The sequence below is a fragment of the Aequorivita iocasae genome, from assembly GCF_016757735.1.
Taxonomy (GTDB): Bacteria; Bacteroidota; Bacteroidia; order Flavobacteriales; family Flavobacteriaceae; genus Aequorivita; species Aequorivita iocasae.
In genome coordinates this window covers 11,340-27,308 of the sequence record NZ_CP068439.1, presented here as the reverse complement: position 1 = coordinate 27,308, position 15,969 = coordinate 11,340, and the positions used below count along the sequence as shown (strand labels likewise).

Genomic DNA, 15,969 nt, shown 5'->3' with positions numbered 1-15,969 from the left:
TTACACCGCCTATTTCCTATCAATTGAATATTTTCCAGCTCCCAGAAGTGCAATAGCAGTAAATCCGATTAAATATAGTATCGCCATCTCCTTTGTTCCAAAAGGATCAGCGGCGTGAACAATAAAAGCAGCAACCGCCATTGTAATAATAACAGGAATCACGGACAATCTAGTTTTGAAACCAATAATTACAAGTAAAGGAAAAAGAACTTCACACAGTACAGCCAAAATCAAGGTTGCTGTTTCACCAATACCAATGGGGTCTCCAAAGGAAAAATCACCCGAAAGCATTTTTAAAAGCTTTGGAATTCCATGGGTTAGCATTAGTGCGCCAAAGCCTACGCGCAGTAGTAGCAAGCCTAAATTATAACTGGTTGTATTATTCATAAAAATGTATGTTAGTTTTTACCATCTAAAAATAGCTATTTTTTTATCAAAAAATTTAATAACCTTCAATTTACATTGACTTAAAGTTACGCTCAAAATTTATCCTAAATTTTAGTAATTCTTCTTCTTTTGTTAAAGTTGATTTAAAATGATTGCTGAACCCAAAAGCTACTTTAGCAAAAATTTTAAACACTATTTAAATGAAACAAATTACATTATTTATCGCATTGGTATTCAGCACGTTTGTATTTGCTCAACAGGCATTGATAACGGGGTATGTAGACTCACCTTGCCCCAGCGCAAATGGCCGTGTTCTCGAAATTTACGTTGATGGTACTATAGATTTTACCGGGTGGGCCGTTCAAAGACAATCCAATGGAAATGGTTTTACTACAAATATTGACCTTTCTTCCTTTGCCACTATTTCAGACGCTTTTATTTACATCACCAATAATGAAGCAATTTTTACCGGTGAGTTTGGAATTTCTACTAATATTCTAGAAAATTCAAATATCAATTCAAATGGTGATGATGCCTTCCAAATTATTGATAATAATAGTATGGTGATTGACCGTTTTGGTGAAGATGGTGTTGACGGTACGGGCACCGCTTGGGAACACGAAGATTCTTACTATTTAAGGAATGATTTTTCCAACGCAAATGGAGGAAATTTTGATCCTGTAAATTGGACATTTGGTGCACTCCAAGTTTTGGATGGTCAAGGAACCTGTAACAGTGGCCCTGCTCTAAGCACCATCGTTGCCTTGGGCAGTTTTCAGCCAGCGGTAACTTCGACTTCAGATTTAATTATAACTGAAATATTCTCAGGTCAAGCTGGAACAGATTTAACTGCAGATTGGTTCGAAATTGAAAACGTGGGGACAGGAGCTTGGGTTTCCGGCGTAGATAGCGATTTATATTATGATGATGAATCTGCGGATCCAACAACTGCTGATATTATCCAAGGTATTTCTGAAATTCAGCCTGGTGGCTTTGCAATTGTTTTGATTGGAGACGCAAACGATGTTACAACATTTACAAATGTTTGGGGCCAAGTAATTGATTTAACCGACGTGCAAGTTGGATTTACGGATGGTGCTGGGCTTGGTGCCGGTGGCGATGCCGTTACAATTTGGCAAGGTGATCCCAACACTACTTCACCAGTAGATTCAGCTACTTATCCAGATACGTCGTCAAACGATGGACAATCATACGATGTAGATTTAGCCACTTTTAGTGTAGTAGGAAATGCCAATGGAGCCGTTGAAACAATTGATATGGGCGGGGACAATATGGACGTGCCCAACATTGGTTCTCCCGGTAATGGATTGCCAGTAACTGTAACAAGCGTACAGTTTGATACTCCTTATGCATCAGTATCTGAAGATGGTAATTCTATAACCATTACTGTAGAGGTTTCGCAGGCTCCAACAGTAAATGGATCTGTAGAGGTAAGTTTAATTGCTGGCGGTACGGCGGTAGAAGGCACTGATTTTTCTTTTGCTGCTTCGGAAACTTTAAATTTTGCAGCAGGTAGTACGGCTTCACAATCTGTTACTATTCCTATAATAAATAATACAGAGGATGGAAGTGATTTGTTCTTCGTGCTTTCGCTAACAAACCCTTCGAGTGTTATAGTTGGAAATACAAATCTATTTTCAGTATATATTCTGGATGATGATACATTAGTACCTACTGGTAATGCAAGCGAACTAGACGTAAATTACCTTACGAGTTACTTGGTTGATGCTGGCGGAACTGCCGAAATCACCGCGTATGACTCCGCAACACAGCGTTTGTTTGTAACTACAGTAGGCGCTATCGAAGCATTGGATTTTTCAGATCCAGAAAACATTACTTCTTTGGCTACAGTTGATATTACTGCATTTGGAAGTTCCGTACAAAGTGTTGCTGTTAGCAATGGAATTGTAGCTGCAGCTATATCAGCAAATGATCCTTTAGATAATGGTTTTGTGGTTTTGGCAGATACCGATGGAAACAACCCAACGGTTTTGGAGGTAGGTTCTTTACCAGATATGCTTACATTTTCACCTGATGGAACAAAACTTTTGGTTGCCAATGAGGGACAACCAAGCAACGATTACACTGTTGACCCCGAGGGTTCGGTTTCTGTGATAGATGTAACTGCTGGTTTGGGTGCAATAACACAAGCTGATGTAACAACGCTTAATTTCAATGCATTTGATTCGCAAGAAGTAGCACTTAAAGCAGCTGGCGTTCGAATTTTTGGACCAGGAGCTTCCGTATCGCAAGATTTGGAGCCTGAGTACATAACTGTTTCCGATGATTCTCAGATGGCATATGTAACGCTTCAAGAGAATAATGCTTATGCAATCATAGATCTTTCCGCTTTGGAAATCACAGATATTATTTCCTTTGGAAAAAAGGACCACAGCCTACCACAAAATTCATTGGATACTTCAGATGAAACTGATTTTATCTTCAATGCCTCTTGGCCTATCAAAGGATTGTATATGCCAGATGCAGTTTCATTCTATTCAGTGAACGGTGTAGATTATATTGTTACTGCAAATGAAGGAGATGCCAGAGATTATTCAGGTTATGAAGAAGAGAAAAAGTTAGGAGATTCAGATTATATTTTGGATCCAAACATATTTTCGAACATTGACATTCTAAGTTTGGAGACAAACCTTGGTGATATCAATGTTACTGCTGCTTCGGGTGACGAGAACAACGATGGGCTGTATGAGGAAATTCACGTGTTTGGCGGGCGTTCCTTCAGTATTTTTGAAGCTGCCACAGGCAATTTGGTTTACGATAGCGGAAATGATTTTGAAATAATTACCGCAGCCGATCCAAACTTGGGTGGAATCTTTAATGCCAGCAATGATAACAATAATTTCAAAAACAGAAGTGATAATAAAGGACCGGAGCCTGAAGGTGTACTTGTGAAGCAAATAGGCGATCAATTTTATGCTTTTGTACTTTTAGAGCGTATTGGAGGAATGATGGTTTATAACATTACCGATCCAGTGAACCCAATATATCTTCAGTATGTAAATAGCCGTGGAACCGTGCCCGGTGAACCCGAAAGTGGTGATTTAGGTCCGGAAGGTGTCGTGTATGTGGATGCAGCAGATAGTCCTACCGGAAAAGCACTTGTTATTCTTTCAAATGAAGTTAGTGCTACTTTGAGCATCTATTCATTAGATAATGTTTTGTCTGTTCCTGAAAATGAATTGACCGCTACAACCTTTAAGATTTACCCAAATCCTGCGAAAGATATCGTTTTCTTCAGTAAGCCAGATTCCTATGAAGTTTTTGATATGCTGGGTCGTTCCGTTAGCAGCCAAAAGGAAACAGTTTCCTTGAATATATCAACTTTTGCCCCAGGGACCTATATTGTTAAAAATACGAAAGGAATTTCACAAAAATTGATTGTTAAATAATTGTTTAGTTTTTTTAATGTTGAATTGTTAAGCTTGAAAACCGCTTCTTTTAAAGAAGCGGTTTTTACTTTTAAAATGTATTTTTGTGCTTCCAAAAAAAGAGAATGACAAAAATTAAAGCTTGGGTTGCTGCGGCAAGATTGCGAACGTTGCCGCTTTCGGTTTCGGGAATTATTGTGGGGGCTTCATTCGGAAACCAACATTCGCTTCTTGAATCAACTTTGTCCTGTTGTTTTGGATGTCCGCCGGTTTGGCAATCTGGTTTATTCTGGCTTGCAATATTGGTTACAATTGGTTTCCAAGTTTTATCAAATTTCGCCAATGATTACGGCGATGGCGTGCGCGGCACAGATGCTAAAAGACAGGGCGAAAAGCGCATGGTAGCTTCGGGTATTATTTCACCCAAACAGATGAAAATTGGGATGATTATTACGGGCGTTCTAACGTTTTTTCTCGCCACCTTTTTAATTTTTATGGCTTTTGGCAATGAAAACTTCATCATTTCATTTATATTTTTCAACTTAACAATAGTTTCCATCATCGCGGCGGTTAAATATACCGTTGGTAAAAAAGCCTACGGCTATTCAGGCTTGGGCGATGTTTTTGTATTTCTGTTTTTTGGATTGTTAAGTGTTTTGGGAAGTTATTATTTATTCACCCATAAGCTATATTGGGAACTTTTGTTGCCAGCCATTGCGATAGGGTGTTTTAGTACAGCGGTCCTTAATTTGAACAACATGCGCGATATTGAAAGCGATACTGCAGCTGGGAAAAACACATTAGTTGTGAAATTGGGAATACGTAAAGCAAAAAAATATCATGCTTTTTTATTGCTTTTCGGAATGTTTTGCGCAATACTCTACACTATAATCAATTATTCGGAGCCCTCTCAATTTGTGTACTTAATCGCTTTTATTCCTTTCCTTTTAAACATAAAAACCGTTTTTAAAAATAAATCGCCAATGCTACTCGATGGCGAACTGAAGAAGGTCGCGCTCAGCACTTTTTTGTTTGCAATCTTGTTTAGTATATTTATGTGATAAAAAAATAAATTATGAAGATTACATTCTACGGACAAAATTCTTTGGGAATTGAAATAAAGGGAAAACACATTTTGGTGGACCCATTTATTTCAGGAAATGACCTTGCAAAAGACAAAATTGATATCAACACTTTAAAAGCAGATTATATTCTTTTAACCCATGCGCATCAGGATCATACGCTTGACGCGGAAGCAATTGCGAAAAATACGGGAGCAATAATCGTTAGCAATTTTGAGATTGCAAACCATTATGAGAAAAAGGGCATCGAAGTACACCCAATGAACCACGGCGGAAGCTGGAAATTTGAATTTGGGAAAGTAAAATATGTCATTGCCCACCACACAAGTAGTTTTCCCGATGGAAGTTACGGCGGCCAACCCGGCGGGTTTGTGATTGAGGGCGAACACAAAAACATTTACATAGCGGGGGACACCGCGCTAACAATGGATATGAAATTGATCCCGATGCAAACCAAATTGGATTTAGCAATTCTCCCAATAGGTGATAATTTCACAATGGGAATTGACGATGCAATTATTGCAAGTGATTTTGTTCAGTGCGACAAAGTTTTGGGAGTGCATTACGATACTTTCGGATACATTGAAATTGATCACGAAGAAGCAAAACGCAAGTTTTATGATGCCAATAAGGATTTGATGTTGCTGGAAATTGGGGAGTCGATAGAATTATAAATTATGGATTATTAGATGGTTGGATTTTTGGATGTATAGAAATGCACAGATTTAAGGATTTGGAAATTTGGAAACTGAGTAGATTGTTTTGGAAAGATATTTATGAAATTACTTCCTTATTTCCCGAAGCTGAAAAGTTTGGACTTACTAGTCAATTAAGACGAGCAAGTATATCAATACCTTCAAATATAGCAGAAGGCGCATCAAGAATATCAAATAAGGATTTTGCCAGATTTTTAGAAATAACTATCGGCTCCTGTTACGAAATCGAAACACAGTTGCTAATTGCAAATGATTTAAAATTTCTAAAGCAAGAAGATTTAAATCCTTTACTTAAAAAATTAGAAGCTATTATCAAAATGACTTCCAAATTTAAATCCACCCTAAAATAATCCAATCATCAAAAAATCAAACAATCCAACCATCTAACAATCCAATAATCCAAATTGATAGCCACTTTTCAAAAGCACGACCTAAACTTCAAACGTCCCAGCGGCACTTCCCGTGGCGTATTGAGTACCAAAGAAACCTATTTTCTTATTCTGAAAACTGACGATGGTTTTGGCGTGGGCGAGTGCGGTTTGCTTCGCGGTTTGAGTATTGACGACCGTCCCGATTACGAAGAAGAGCTTGCAGGCGTATGTGAAAACATAGAATTGGGGGTGAGTGAAGCAGATTTATACGAAGCCTTGGAGGAATTTCCGTCGATACAATTTGGGGTTGAAACTGCTTTTAAATCGTTGCATTCCAAAAATCCTTTTGTATTATTTCCTTCGGAATTTACGCATGGTGAAGCTGCAATCCCCATAAACGGTTTGGTTTGGATGGGGGATAAAATTTTTATGAAACAGCAGATTTCAGAAAAATTGAAAGGAGGTTTCACGTGTATCAAAATGAAGATTGGCGCCATTGATTTCAAAACCGAATTGGAGCTTTTAAAATCAATACGGAAGGAATTTTCCGCTTCCGAAGTGGAATTGCGGGTGGATGCCAACGGTGCTTTTTCATCCTCAGAGGCTTTGGAAAAGCTAAAAATACTTTCAGATTTGCAATTGCACTCCATAGAGCAACCCATAAAACAAGGGCAATGGCAGGAAATGGCACGCCTTTGTGAAGAAACTCCGTTACCTATTGCATTGGACGAGGAACTCATCGGTATTTTTTCCGAAGAAGAAAAGAACAAACTCTTGGACACCATAAAACCACAATTTATAATTTTAAAACCCTCATTAATAGGCGGTTTTTGTGGAAGCGATACGTGGATTAACCTAGCTGAAAAACAAAATATTGGCTGGTGGATTACTTCGGCCTTGGAAAGCAATGTGGGTTTAAACGCAATTTCACAATATACCTTCACAAAAAACAGTAAATTGCCACAAGGTTTGGGCACGGGCAGCCTTTACACAAATAATATTGACAGTCCACTGGAAGTTAAAGATGGAGCATTGCATTACAATCCATCCGCCGATTGGATTTTTCAATTTTAAAAGTCAAAAATTTATATCTCATATCTTAAATCTAAAGCCTCAATATGTATATTCAACAAGCCTTTAAATCCCTGCACGAATGGTGGCGCTATTTGGTAGGTTTCATAATTATTTTTGTCGCCAGTCAGTTAGGATCCATTCCATTGTTGATTGCCGTAATGTTTAAGAAAGTGTCTGATGGTGAAAGTGTATATTCCATAGACGAAAATGAAATTCTTACAACCCTCAGTTCAAATCTCACGCTTTTTTTAATGCTGCTCAGCTTTGCCGTGGGTTTATTGGCAGTGTATCTTGTAGTAAAATTTTTTCATAAACAGCCTTTTGTTACGCTTACAACTTCAAGAAAAAAAACCGATTGGGGCCGTGTGCTTTTTGGATTTGGACTTATAACGGTTACCACTTTGGTGGTTACTATATTAGACTTTTATAGTAATCCAGAAGGTTATGTTTTACAGTTTGATTTGGTGCCATTTTTAATTCTTGCAGCAATTGCGGTAATTATGATCCCGTTGCAGACCAGTTTTGAGGAATACCTGTTCCGCGGTTATTTAATGCAAGGCATTGGTGTTTTAGCAAAAAACAAATGGCTGCCTTTGATTATTACTTCGGTAGTTTTTGGAGGACTCCATTTGGCAAACCCCGAAGTTGAAAAGCTAGGCAATGTTATAATGATATATTACATAGGTACTGGTTTCTTTTTGGGAATAATGACCTTAATGGACGAAGGCATGGAGCTCGCATTGGGATTCCACGCAGGGAATAATTTAATAACAGCTCTTTTGGTAACGGCAGATTGGACGGTATTCAAAACAAATTCTATTTTAAAGGATATTTCTGAACCATCCGCCGGTTTTGATGTAATTGCACCTGTTTTGATTCTCTACCCTATTTTTCTATTGATTATGGCATGGCGCTATAAATGGCGCGATTGGGGTGGAAAGCTTTTTGGGAAAGTGGAAGAACCCATTGTTTTGTCAGAAGAAAATACTCCAAATTCAACTTTTGTAGAAAAGTGAAAGCATTGCTTCATCCCAAATTCAAATTAAACGGCAAAGTATTTCCTTCGGCGGAAGGTTTAAAATTGTACGCAAATCGTGTAAGTGAAAATGGAAAGAATGATGAAGTTGCAATTGGAAAATTTATTCTGGAATGGCTGGATGAAAATGATTTTATTACCGTAAAAACCTCTGGTTCCACGGGTATTCCAAAGGAAATAAAACTTCAAAAAAACCATGTTTACAACAGTGCCGAAGCTACTGTGAATTATTTTGATTTAAAGGAAAACACGAAAGCGTTACTCTGCCTTTCTTCGGAATATATAGCAGGAAAAATGATGCTTGTGCGGGCAATGATTGCAGGTTGGAATTTATATACAATTTTCCCCGAAAAAAGACCTCTAGAAAATAGTGATGAAAATTTTGACTTTACGGCTATGGTGCCTTACCAGGTTTTCCATTCATTGGCTCATTTGCACAGAGTGAAAAAACTAATTGTTGGTGGCGGCGCGGTTTCTTCAGAATTGGAGCAACAATTACAAACGGTAAATACTCAAGTTTTTGCAACTTATGGAATGACGGAAACCATTAGTCATATTGCGATTCGGCCTATTAATGGAAAAGATAAATCACTGATTTTTTCAGCGCTTCCGAAGGTGAATTTTTCACAAAACGAAAGCAATTGCCTTCAAATTCACGCCCCAGAAATTTCAAAGGAAATTGTTGTGACTAATGATGTTGTGGAACTTATTTCACCAACTTCTTTTAAATTTTTGGGAAGAATCGACAACGTTATTAATACAGGCGGCGCCAAAGTACATCCTGAAATTGTGGAAGAAAAACTTTCAATTCACATAAACCAGCCATTTTTTATCGCTTCCGAAAAGGACGACGCTCTTGGGGAACGGGTTATTTTGATAATTGAGAGTGAAAAGCAATTGCAATTGGAAGATTTTTCCCAGGCTCTCCAAACGCTTTCAGTATATGAAAAACCCAAAAAAATTTATACAACGCCTCAATTGATTTATACAGAAACCGGAAAAGTGAAACGGACTAAGGTTTTAAAATTGCTCAAACCTGAATAACTCCGAGATTAAAAGGTTTTTCAATAGGGGCATGGTTGGCCGCTTCAATGCCGATAGAAATCCATTTTCGGGTGTCCAAAGGATCAATCACTGCATCTGTCCAAATTCTTGATGCTGCGTAATATGGAGAAATCTGTCTGTCGTATCTAGCTTTAATTTTGTTGTAAAGCTCAGTTTCTTCCTCTTTGGAAATTTCCTTTCCCTGTTTTTTAAGTGAAGCGGTTTCAATTTGAAGCAACACTTTTGCTGCACTGTTTCCGCTCATAACCGCAAGTTCGGCACTTGGCCAAGCAACGATCAATCGCGGATCATAAGCTTTTCCGCACATAGCATAATTTCCAGCACCGTAACTGTTGCCAATCACAATCGTAAATTTTGGAACAACGCTATTGCTAACGGCATTCACCATCTTTGCGCCATCTTTTATAATTCCGCCGTGCTCGCTTTTACTTCCCACCATAAATCCGGTTACGTCTTGAAGAAAAACCAACGGAATTTTCTTTTGGTTGCAATTCGCAATAAAACGCGTGGCTTTATCGGCACTGTCACTATAAATTACGCCACCAAATTGCATTTCACTGGGTTTGGTTTTGGCTTTTGTGGTTTTTACCAAGGTTCTTTGGTTTGCAACAATTCCAACGGCCCAACCGTCAATACGAGCATAACCTGTAAGGATTGTTTGACCGTAGCCTTCTTTGTATCCTTCAAAATCACTATTGTCCACGAGGCGTTTTATAATTTCGCGCATATCGTATTGCTCAGCGCGCGATTTTGGCAGAATTCCGTATATATCTTCTTGCTTTTCTTTTGGTTTCAAAGCTTTTTCCCTGTTGAAACCCGCTTTGTCAAAATCGCCAATTTTGGAGACTATGTTTTTTATTTTGTCCAAGGCATCTTTGTCGTCTTTTGCTTTGTAATCGGTTACGCCGCTTACTTCACAATGCGTTGTTGCACCGCCAAGTTCTTCATTATCGATGCTTTCGCCAATGGCGGCTTTTACCAAATAACTTCCCGCAAGAAAGATGCTTCCGGTTTTGTCAACAATCAAAGCCTCGTCACTCATAATAGGAAGATACGCACCACCGGCAACACAACTTCCCATCACGGCCGCAATTTGCGTAATGCCCATGCTGCTCATAACCGCATTGTTTCTGAAAATTCTTCCAAAGTGCTCTTTATCGGGAAAAATCTCATCCTGCATAGGCAGATAAACGCCTGCACTATCCACAAGATAAATTATAGGTAAACGGTTTTCAATGGAAATTTCCTGTGCGCGAAGATTTTTTTTTGCAGTAATCGGAAACCAAGCGCCTGCTTTTACAGTAGCATCGTTTGCCACAACAATACATTGCTTGCCCTTCACATATCCAATTTTTACCACAACACCGCCACCGGGTGCGCCGCCATGGTCTTCATACATACCATCTCCGGCAAAAGCTCCTATTTCAATACTCGGTTTTTTTTCGTCCAGTAAATAGGCAATACGCTCACGAGCGGTGAGTTTACCCTGCGAGTGCTGTTTGTCAATACGTTTTTGGCCGCCGCCGAGTTTTACTTTTGCCAGTTTGTTTTTTAATTCTGAAACCAACAATTTATTGTGATCTTCGTTTTTGTTGAAGTTTAAATCCATTGAAAAAGTATGTTTGCGCTAAAATACAAAATGCTGGAAAGTTTTAAGTTCAAAGTTTAAAAATTAAAGTTTTTGATTGCTCTTTCTTTTTTCCCCAATCACGCGAAAACTATGACATTTTGTTAACGAAAATCTGTTTTATAATACCGATATTTGTTTTTACACGTAAATTTGCAAACTGAAAAAGAAAAATCAACCAAATAAATAGATTATGGGAATGAATAAAAATACTGTACTTGCTTGGGCAACTTTTATAATGATTGTTGTCGGGGTGGTATTGATAGGAATGGGTGCTTTTCGCTATGACGATGTTGCTGGATGGGGATTTGCTGCCGTAGGTATTGGCTTCTTCGCCATTGCTTGGGTTTTTAATGCTTTAAAAGGAAGGGTATAAAAACCAATGCTACAAAATAAAATTTTTTACAAAAACCTTAATTAATACTCGAAATGTCCGACGATAAAAAAGTAATTTTCTCAATGTCTGGGTTGACCAAAACCTATCAAAGTGCCCAGACTCCAGTCCTTAAAAATATATATTTAAGCTTCTTTTACGGTGCCAAAATTGGTATCCTCGGTCTAAATGGAAGCGGTAAATCTACCTTGCTTCGAATCATCGCAGGCGAAGAAAAAAACTACCAAGGCGATGTAGTTTTTGCACCCGGCTATACCGTAGGCTATCTGGAACAGGAACCGAAACTTGACGAATCCAAAACCGTTTTGGAAGTAGTAAAGGAAGGCGTGCAGGAAGTAGTTGATATTCTTGACGAATACAACAAAATAAATGACATGTTTGGGCTTCCGGAAGTTTATGAAAATCCTGCGAAGATGGACGAACTGATGGAAAAACAGGCAAAACTTCAAGATAAAATTGATGCTACAAATGCCTGGGAACTTGACACTAAGCTTGAAATTGCTATGGATGCACTGCGCACGCCTGAACCAGATAAACCAATCAGTGTACTTTCGGGAGGGGAGCGAAGAAGGGTTGCGCTTTGCAGATTGCTGCTTAAAGAACCGGATGTGCTTTTGCTCGATGAGCCAACAAACCACTTGGATGCCGAAAGCGTACATTGGCTGGAACATCACCTTTCAGAATACAAAGGTACGGTGATTGCCGTAACCCACGATAGATATTTCTTGGACAACGTTGCAGGTTGGATTTTGGAATTGGACAGGGGAGAAGGCATTCCTTGGAAAGGAAATTATTCGTCTTGGTTGGATCAAAAATCGAAGCGATTGGCACAGGAGCAAAAGCAGGCCGGAAAACGCCAAAAAACCCTGGAACGAGAGTTGGAATGGGTTCGTCAAGGGGCGAAAGGCCGCCAAACAAAGCAAAAGGCACGTTTGCAGAATTACGATAAACTATTGAGCCAAGATCAAAAACAATTGGACGAAAAACTGGAAATATACATCCCGAACGGACCGCGTTTGGGAACAAATGTTATTGAAGCGAAGGGTGTTTCAAAAGCATTTGGCGATAAATTACTTTACGAGGATTTGAATTTCAAGCTTCCCCAAGCAGGAATTGTTGGAATTATCGGTCCTAACGGTGCTGGTAAAACCACTATTTTCAAAATGATTATGGGCGAGGAAACTCCGGACAAAGGCACTTTTGAAGTTGGCGAGACTGCAAAAATCGCTTATGTTGACCAAGCGCATTCCAATATAAACCCAGATAAAACCATTTGGGAAAATTTCAGCGATAGTCAGGAATTAATTATGATGGGCGGGCGGCAAGTTAATTCACGAGCTTATTTGAGCCGTTTCAATTTCAGCGGAAGCGAACAAAACAAAAAAGTTTCGATGCTTTCTGGTGGGGAACGAAACAGGCTTCATTTGGCGATGACTTTAAAAGAAGAAGGAAACGTGCTTTTATTGGATGAGCCAACAAACGATTTGGACGTAAACACACTTCGCGCTTTGGAGGAAGGACTCGAAAATTTTGCGGGTTGTGCGGTGGTTATCAGTCACGACCGTTGGTTTTTGGATAGAATCTGTACGCACATCCTTTCCTTTGAAGGAAACAGCCAAGTATATTACTTTGAAGGCGGTTTCAGCGAATACGAAGAAAATAAAAAGAAACGTTTGGGTGGCGATTTAATGCCGAAACGAATCAAATACAAAAAATTGATACGCTAAGTTATGTGGAAAAATATATTGCTGATTGCATTGTTAATAACCATTTCTTCCTGCGGAAGTAAGAAAACTGCTGTGAAATCTTCAAAGGATTCCAAAGAAGTTGTTTTGGGAAAAAGTGAGGCTGTTTCTTATAAAAGTTTAGGAAATGGGGTAGCTTCAATTTCATTGCAACTTTTTGAAAACAATACTTTCAAATTCGACTTTAAAAGTATTCCGCAGCCTGACACTGACGAAAAAACAATCACTATTTCAGAAAAGGGAACCTATACTTCTGATGGAAATTGGAAAATCTTAAATTTTAAAAAACCCAAGTTTTCACTGGCTGCAATTTTTGAAGCCAACTATTCAGGGTCTGCAGATTTTAAGGTAATTGACAAAGAAAACGTGAAGATAAATACTGCAAAAAATGCTTTGCCCATTTGGGGCGTTGTTTGCGAGAAACAATAGAAGTATATAAAAAGCAAAAAAGCCCGATTCAGTTTTTGAATCGGGCTTTTTGTTTTAAAACTTTAAAATTATTTATTGATAATCAGCTTTTTAGTAACGGATTGCTTTCCACTATTCACTTTCACCAAATAAATTCCCGCTGCAAGGCCATCGGTTTTTACTGTTATGTTTTTGTTTGCCCCAAAATTTCCATTGAACAAACTTTTTATCTTTTTCCCAGAAATATCGTAAAGCTGAACCGTTCCTTCCGAAGAAAGGTTTTGTGAAATGGTAAATTCTGAAGTCGCAGGATTTGGATAAATTTTGATGGAATTTGAAGCCAATTCATTTTCACCCACATTTAAAATATCACTCACGTCATAACTGTGCATTCCCCTTCCGAAGGTTCCGGCATACAGCGTTTTGGTTGGTTCATGAAATTTTAAATCCATAACCACCGTAAGCGGAAGATTGTTTCCCAAAATAGTCCAATTGGCGCCATCATCTTTGGAATACCAAACGTTTAGATCGGTTGCCACAAAAAGTATGTTTTCTGCAGGATATACGATAATATCATTCACCGGAATATTTGGGAGATTGGAAGAAATATCAGTCCAATTCTGTCCTCCGTCAGTGGTTTTGAATACACGCGGCGTGTAATCCAAATATTTAAACCCGGAAACAGTAACATACGCAATCAAATCATCACTCGGCACCATTGCGATGGATGTAATATATTGATCGGGAAGACCAGCACTTACATTTGTCCAAGTTGTTCCGCCGTCAAAAGTTACGTTTACATTTCCGTCATCGCTTCCTGTATAAATAACATCAAGATTATTGTACGATGCAGCAATTGCTGTAAGTGTTCCGAAAGCCAAAGAACCACTTGGATGCAATCCATCAGTTAAATCTGGGCTAATGGCAGTCCAAGTAACCGCACGTGTAGAGGTATAAAGCTTATTTGAGCCATAATACATTATTGAGGAATCAAAAGGTGAAAGAATTACTGGTGTATTCCAATTGGTCCGGTCACTGCCACTTATTCCATTAGTGCCATTTTGAAAAGAGCTTCCGCCATTTGTTGAGCGACGAAGGTTGCCGTATTGGGATTCTCCATAAACATAACTATTATCGTTTGGATCCACATTTACGTGAAAACCGTCACCTCCAATGATCGAACTCCAATCACTTAAGCCTCCTGTGAGTGTCCTAATTGTATTGTTGTCCTGTGTGCCTCCGTAAAGCCTCTCTGGCTGTGAATAATCTACTTCAATATTATAAAACTGGGTTAATGAAAGATTTAAAAACTTAGTCCAACTATTTCCGCCGTTATTCGAAAAATAGGCTCCGCCATCGTTTCCGGCGAGCATGAAACTGCTGTTTGTGCGTGAAAAGTCCAGTGCGTGATGATCTACGTGCATTCCAGGCAAGGTACTCCATGAAGAACCGCTGTTGGTAGATTTTGCGAGTTCAAAACCTATAACATACACTTCGGAAGAATTAGTGGGATTAACTCGCACATTTCCGAAATACCATCCAAAATTAGCGTCAATTCCGCTCAATGCTACTGCAGAAGTAACGAGTGTCCAATTGTTACCATTGTCAGTTGATTTATAAAGGCCATCAAATTCATTGGTAATTTCATTGGTTGTATAACGTGCGTAAACCGTAGCGGGATCAGATTCCGAAACAGCAATACCAATACGCCCCGTCTGTGCATTTGGAGCAGGAAGACCGTTGGCCGCGCCAAGCTCGGTCCAAGTTGTTCCCCCATCCATCGATCTATGAATTGCTGAGGTTACTCCGCCATAATCACGTTGCCAAGGTTTACGAGTACGCTCCCACATTGCTGCGTAAATAATGTTTGTATTGGCAACATTCATAGCAACATCAATCGCCGCGGTTGAATCTGTTACAAATAATACTTTTTCCCAATTTGTTCCGCCATTGGTTGTTCTATAAATACCACGTTCATCATTTTTTCCATATAATTCTCCTGTAGCAGCAACAAAAACGCGGTCTGGATTTGTTGGATCAACTACAATGCGACCTATGTGATTACTTTCAGGTAAACCAACATTGGTCCAAGTATCACCGCCATTATCACTTCGGTAGATTCCATCGCCAAAATAGGCACCGTCAGTAGCGCTTCCATTGGCTTCGCCGGTTCCGGCATAAATTCGTTGCGGATTTGAAGGTGCTATTGCAATATCGCCGATAGAAGGTTTTGTTACTTCATCAAAAATTGGTGTCCAGTTTGCTCCGGCATCGTAACTTCTAAAAATACCACCAGTGGCAGTTGCTACATAAAGATGGTCGTCATTATCTGGTGAAATGGCGACATCGGTAACCCGGCCTCCAGTATTTAATGGGCCGACAAATGTCCATTCCCCCGCCTGTTCTGGTGAACGATTTGCGAAAATCTCTTTGGATTGAAGCACTGCTTCTTTATAAGCTTCTTTATTAATGTAGTTATTTGGATAAGCACGTTGGTTGTACATCCACTCCGCTGGATACTCCATTTTTCCGGTTTCTTCTTCAATTACATTTTCTTTGGAATTATTTTTACAACTGAAAAGGAAAATTGAAAAAAGAAAGGTCAATGCAATAAAACTTGGGCAACTTTTGTAGTTTTTCATCAATAGAAATTT

General features: G+C 39.0%; 13 protein-coding genes. 10 read left to right on the top strand and 3 right to left on the bottom strand.

From position 1 onward, the window contains the following. Window positions 1-9 precede the first annotated feature (9 nt). On the bottom strand, window positions 10-387 hold the full coding sequence (locus JK629_RS00125) for a DoxX family protein (protein WP_202336519.1): 378 nt from the start codon (window positions 385-387) through the stop codon (window positions 10-12). Window positions 388-587: 200 nt separating this feature from the next. Here JK629_RS00125 and JK629_RS00120 point away from each other — a divergent pair, with 200 nt between their 5' ends. From JK629_RS00120 to JK629_RS00090, 7 genes are all read left to right on the top strand, one after another. Next, window positions 588-3,818 carry a choice-of-anchor I family protein gene (locus tag JK629_RS00120; protein ID WP_202336517.1) on the top strand — a complete coding sequence of 1,077 codons (3,231 nt, stop codon included), beginning with the start codon at window positions 588-590 and terminating at the stop codon, window positions 3,816-3,818. Between the two features lie 104 nt (window positions 3,819-3,922). Next, window positions 3,923-4,858, top strand: a complete 936-nt coding sequence (menA, locus tag JK629_RS00115) for a 1,4-dihydroxy-2-naphthoate octaprenyltransferase (protein ID WP_202336515.1) — start codon at window positions 3,923-3,925, stop codon at window positions 4,856-4,858. Between the two features lie 14 nt (window positions 4,859-4,872). After that, window positions 4,873-5,553: a metal-dependent hydrolase gene (locus JK629_RS00110; protein WP_202336513.1), complete on the top strand. Its 681-nt coding sequence runs from the start codon at window positions 4,873-4,875 to the stop codon at window positions 5,551-5,553. A 41-nt stretch (window positions 5,554-5,594) separates the two neighbouring features. Beyond that, on the top strand, window positions 5,595-5,945 hold the full coding sequence (locus JK629_RS00105; RefSeq protein ID WP_202336511.1) for a four helix bundle protein: 351 nt from the start codon (window positions 5,595-5,597) through the stop codon (window positions 5,943-5,945). A 54-nt stretch (window positions 5,946-5,999) separates the two neighbouring features. Next, complete coding sequence (locus JK629_RS00100) at window positions 6,000-7,040, top strand: o-succinylbenzoate synthase (RefSeq protein WP_202336509.1); 1,041 nt, start codon at window positions 6,000-6,002, stop codon at window positions 7,038-7,040. A gap of 44 nt (window positions 7,041-7,084) precedes the next feature. Then, window positions 7,085-8,056, top strand: a complete 972-nt coding sequence (locus JK629_RS00095) for a CPBP family intramembrane glutamic endopeptidase (protein WP_202336508.1) — start codon at window positions 7,085-7,087, stop codon at window positions 8,054-8,056. After that, a complete protein-coding gene (locus JK629_RS00090; RefSeq protein ID WP_225626062.1) occupies window positions 8,053-9,120 on the top strand; it encodes an AMP-binding protein in 1,068 nt (355 codons plus the stop codon). Before JK629_RS00095 ends, JK629_RS00090 begins: the two co-directional genes overlap by 4 nt. Here JK629_RS00090 and JK629_RS00085 read toward each other — a convergent pair. Then, window positions 9,107-10,750 (bottom strand): acyl-CoA carboxylase subunit beta, encoded by a 1,644-nt coding sequence (locus JK629_RS00085; RefSeq protein WP_202336505.1) that lies wholly within the window; start codon window positions 10,748-10,750, stop codon window positions 9,107-9,109. The two genes, JK629_RS00090 and JK629_RS00085, sit on opposite strands and share 14 nt — an antisense overlap. 211 nt (window positions 10,751-10,961) lie before the next feature. Here JK629_RS00085 and JK629_RS00080 point away from each other — a divergent pair, with 211 nt between their 5' ends. The 3 genes from JK629_RS00080 to JK629_RS00070 are packed head-to-tail and all read left to right on the top strand — an operon-like array spanning window position 10,962 to window position 13,336. Then, window positions 10,962-11,144 carry a CAL67264 family membrane protein gene (locus JK629_RS00080; protein WP_068761345.1) on the top strand — a complete coding sequence of 61 codons (183 nt, stop codon included), beginning with the start codon at window positions 10,962-10,964 and terminating at the stop codon, window positions 11,142-11,144. Between the two features lie 53 nt (window positions 11,145-11,197). Next, window positions 11,198-12,889: an energy-dependent translational throttle protein EttA gene (ettA, locus tag JK629_RS00075; protein WP_202336504.1), complete on the top strand. Its 1,692-nt coding sequence runs from the start codon at window positions 11,198-11,200 to the stop codon at window positions 12,887-12,889. Between the two features lie 3 nt (window positions 12,890-12,892). Next, window positions 12,893-13,336 (top strand): hypothetical protein, encoded by a 444-nt coding sequence (locus JK629_RS00070; protein WP_202336503.1) that lies wholly within the window; start codon window positions 12,893-12,895, stop codon window positions 13,334-13,336. Between the two features lie 68 nt (window positions 13,337-13,404). Here JK629_RS00070 and JK629_RS00065 read toward each other — a convergent pair whose 3' ends face one another. Next, entirely contained in the window at window positions 13,405-15,957 is a 2,553-nt protein-coding gene (locus JK629_RS00065; protein ID WP_202336502.1) for a T9SS type A sorting domain-containing protein, read from the bottom strand. Between the last annotated feature and the right edge of the window lie 12 nt (window positions 15,958-15,969).

Coding starts and splice junctions, on each gene's coding strand:
- JK629_RS00125 (WP_202336519.1), bottom strand. CDS start 387: ATGAATAATACAACCAGTTATAATTTAGGCTTGCTACTACTGCGCGTA.
- JK629_RS00120 (WP_202336517.1), top strand. CDS start 588: ATGAAACAAATTACATTATTTATCGCATTGGTATTCAGCACGTTTGTA.
- menA (WP_202336515.1), top strand. CDS start 3,923: ATGACAAAAATTAAAGCTTGGGTTGCTGCGGCAAGATTGCGAACGTTG.
- JK629_RS00110 (WP_202336513.1), top strand. CDS start 4,873: ATGAAGATTACATTCTACGGACAAAATTCTTTGGGAATTGAAATAAAG.
- JK629_RS00105 (WP_202336511.1), top strand. CDS start 5,595: ATGCACAGATTTAAGGATTTGGAAATTTGGAAACTGAGTAGATTGTTT.
- JK629_RS00095 (WP_202336508.1), top strand. CDS start 7,085: ATGTATATTCAACAAGCCTTTAAATCCCTGCACGAATGGTGGCGCTAT.
- JK629_RS00085 (WP_202336505.1), bottom strand. CDS start 10,750: ATGGATTTAAACTTCAACAAAAACGAAGATCACAATAAATTGTTGGTT.
- JK629_RS00080 (WP_068761345.1), top strand. CDS start 10,962: ATGGGAATGAATAAAAATACTGTACTTGCTTGGGCAACTTTTATAATG.
- ettA (WP_202336504.1), top strand. CDS start 11,198: ATGTCCGACGATAAAAAAGTAATTTTCTCAATGTCTGGGTTGACCAAA.
- JK629_RS00070 (WP_202336503.1), top strand. CDS start 12,893: ATGTGGAAAAATATATTGCTGATTGCATTGTTAATAACCATTTCTTCC.
- JK629_RS00065 (WP_202336502.1), bottom strand. CDS start 15,957: ATGAAAAACTACAAAAGTTGCCCAAGTTTTATTGCATTGACCTTTCTT.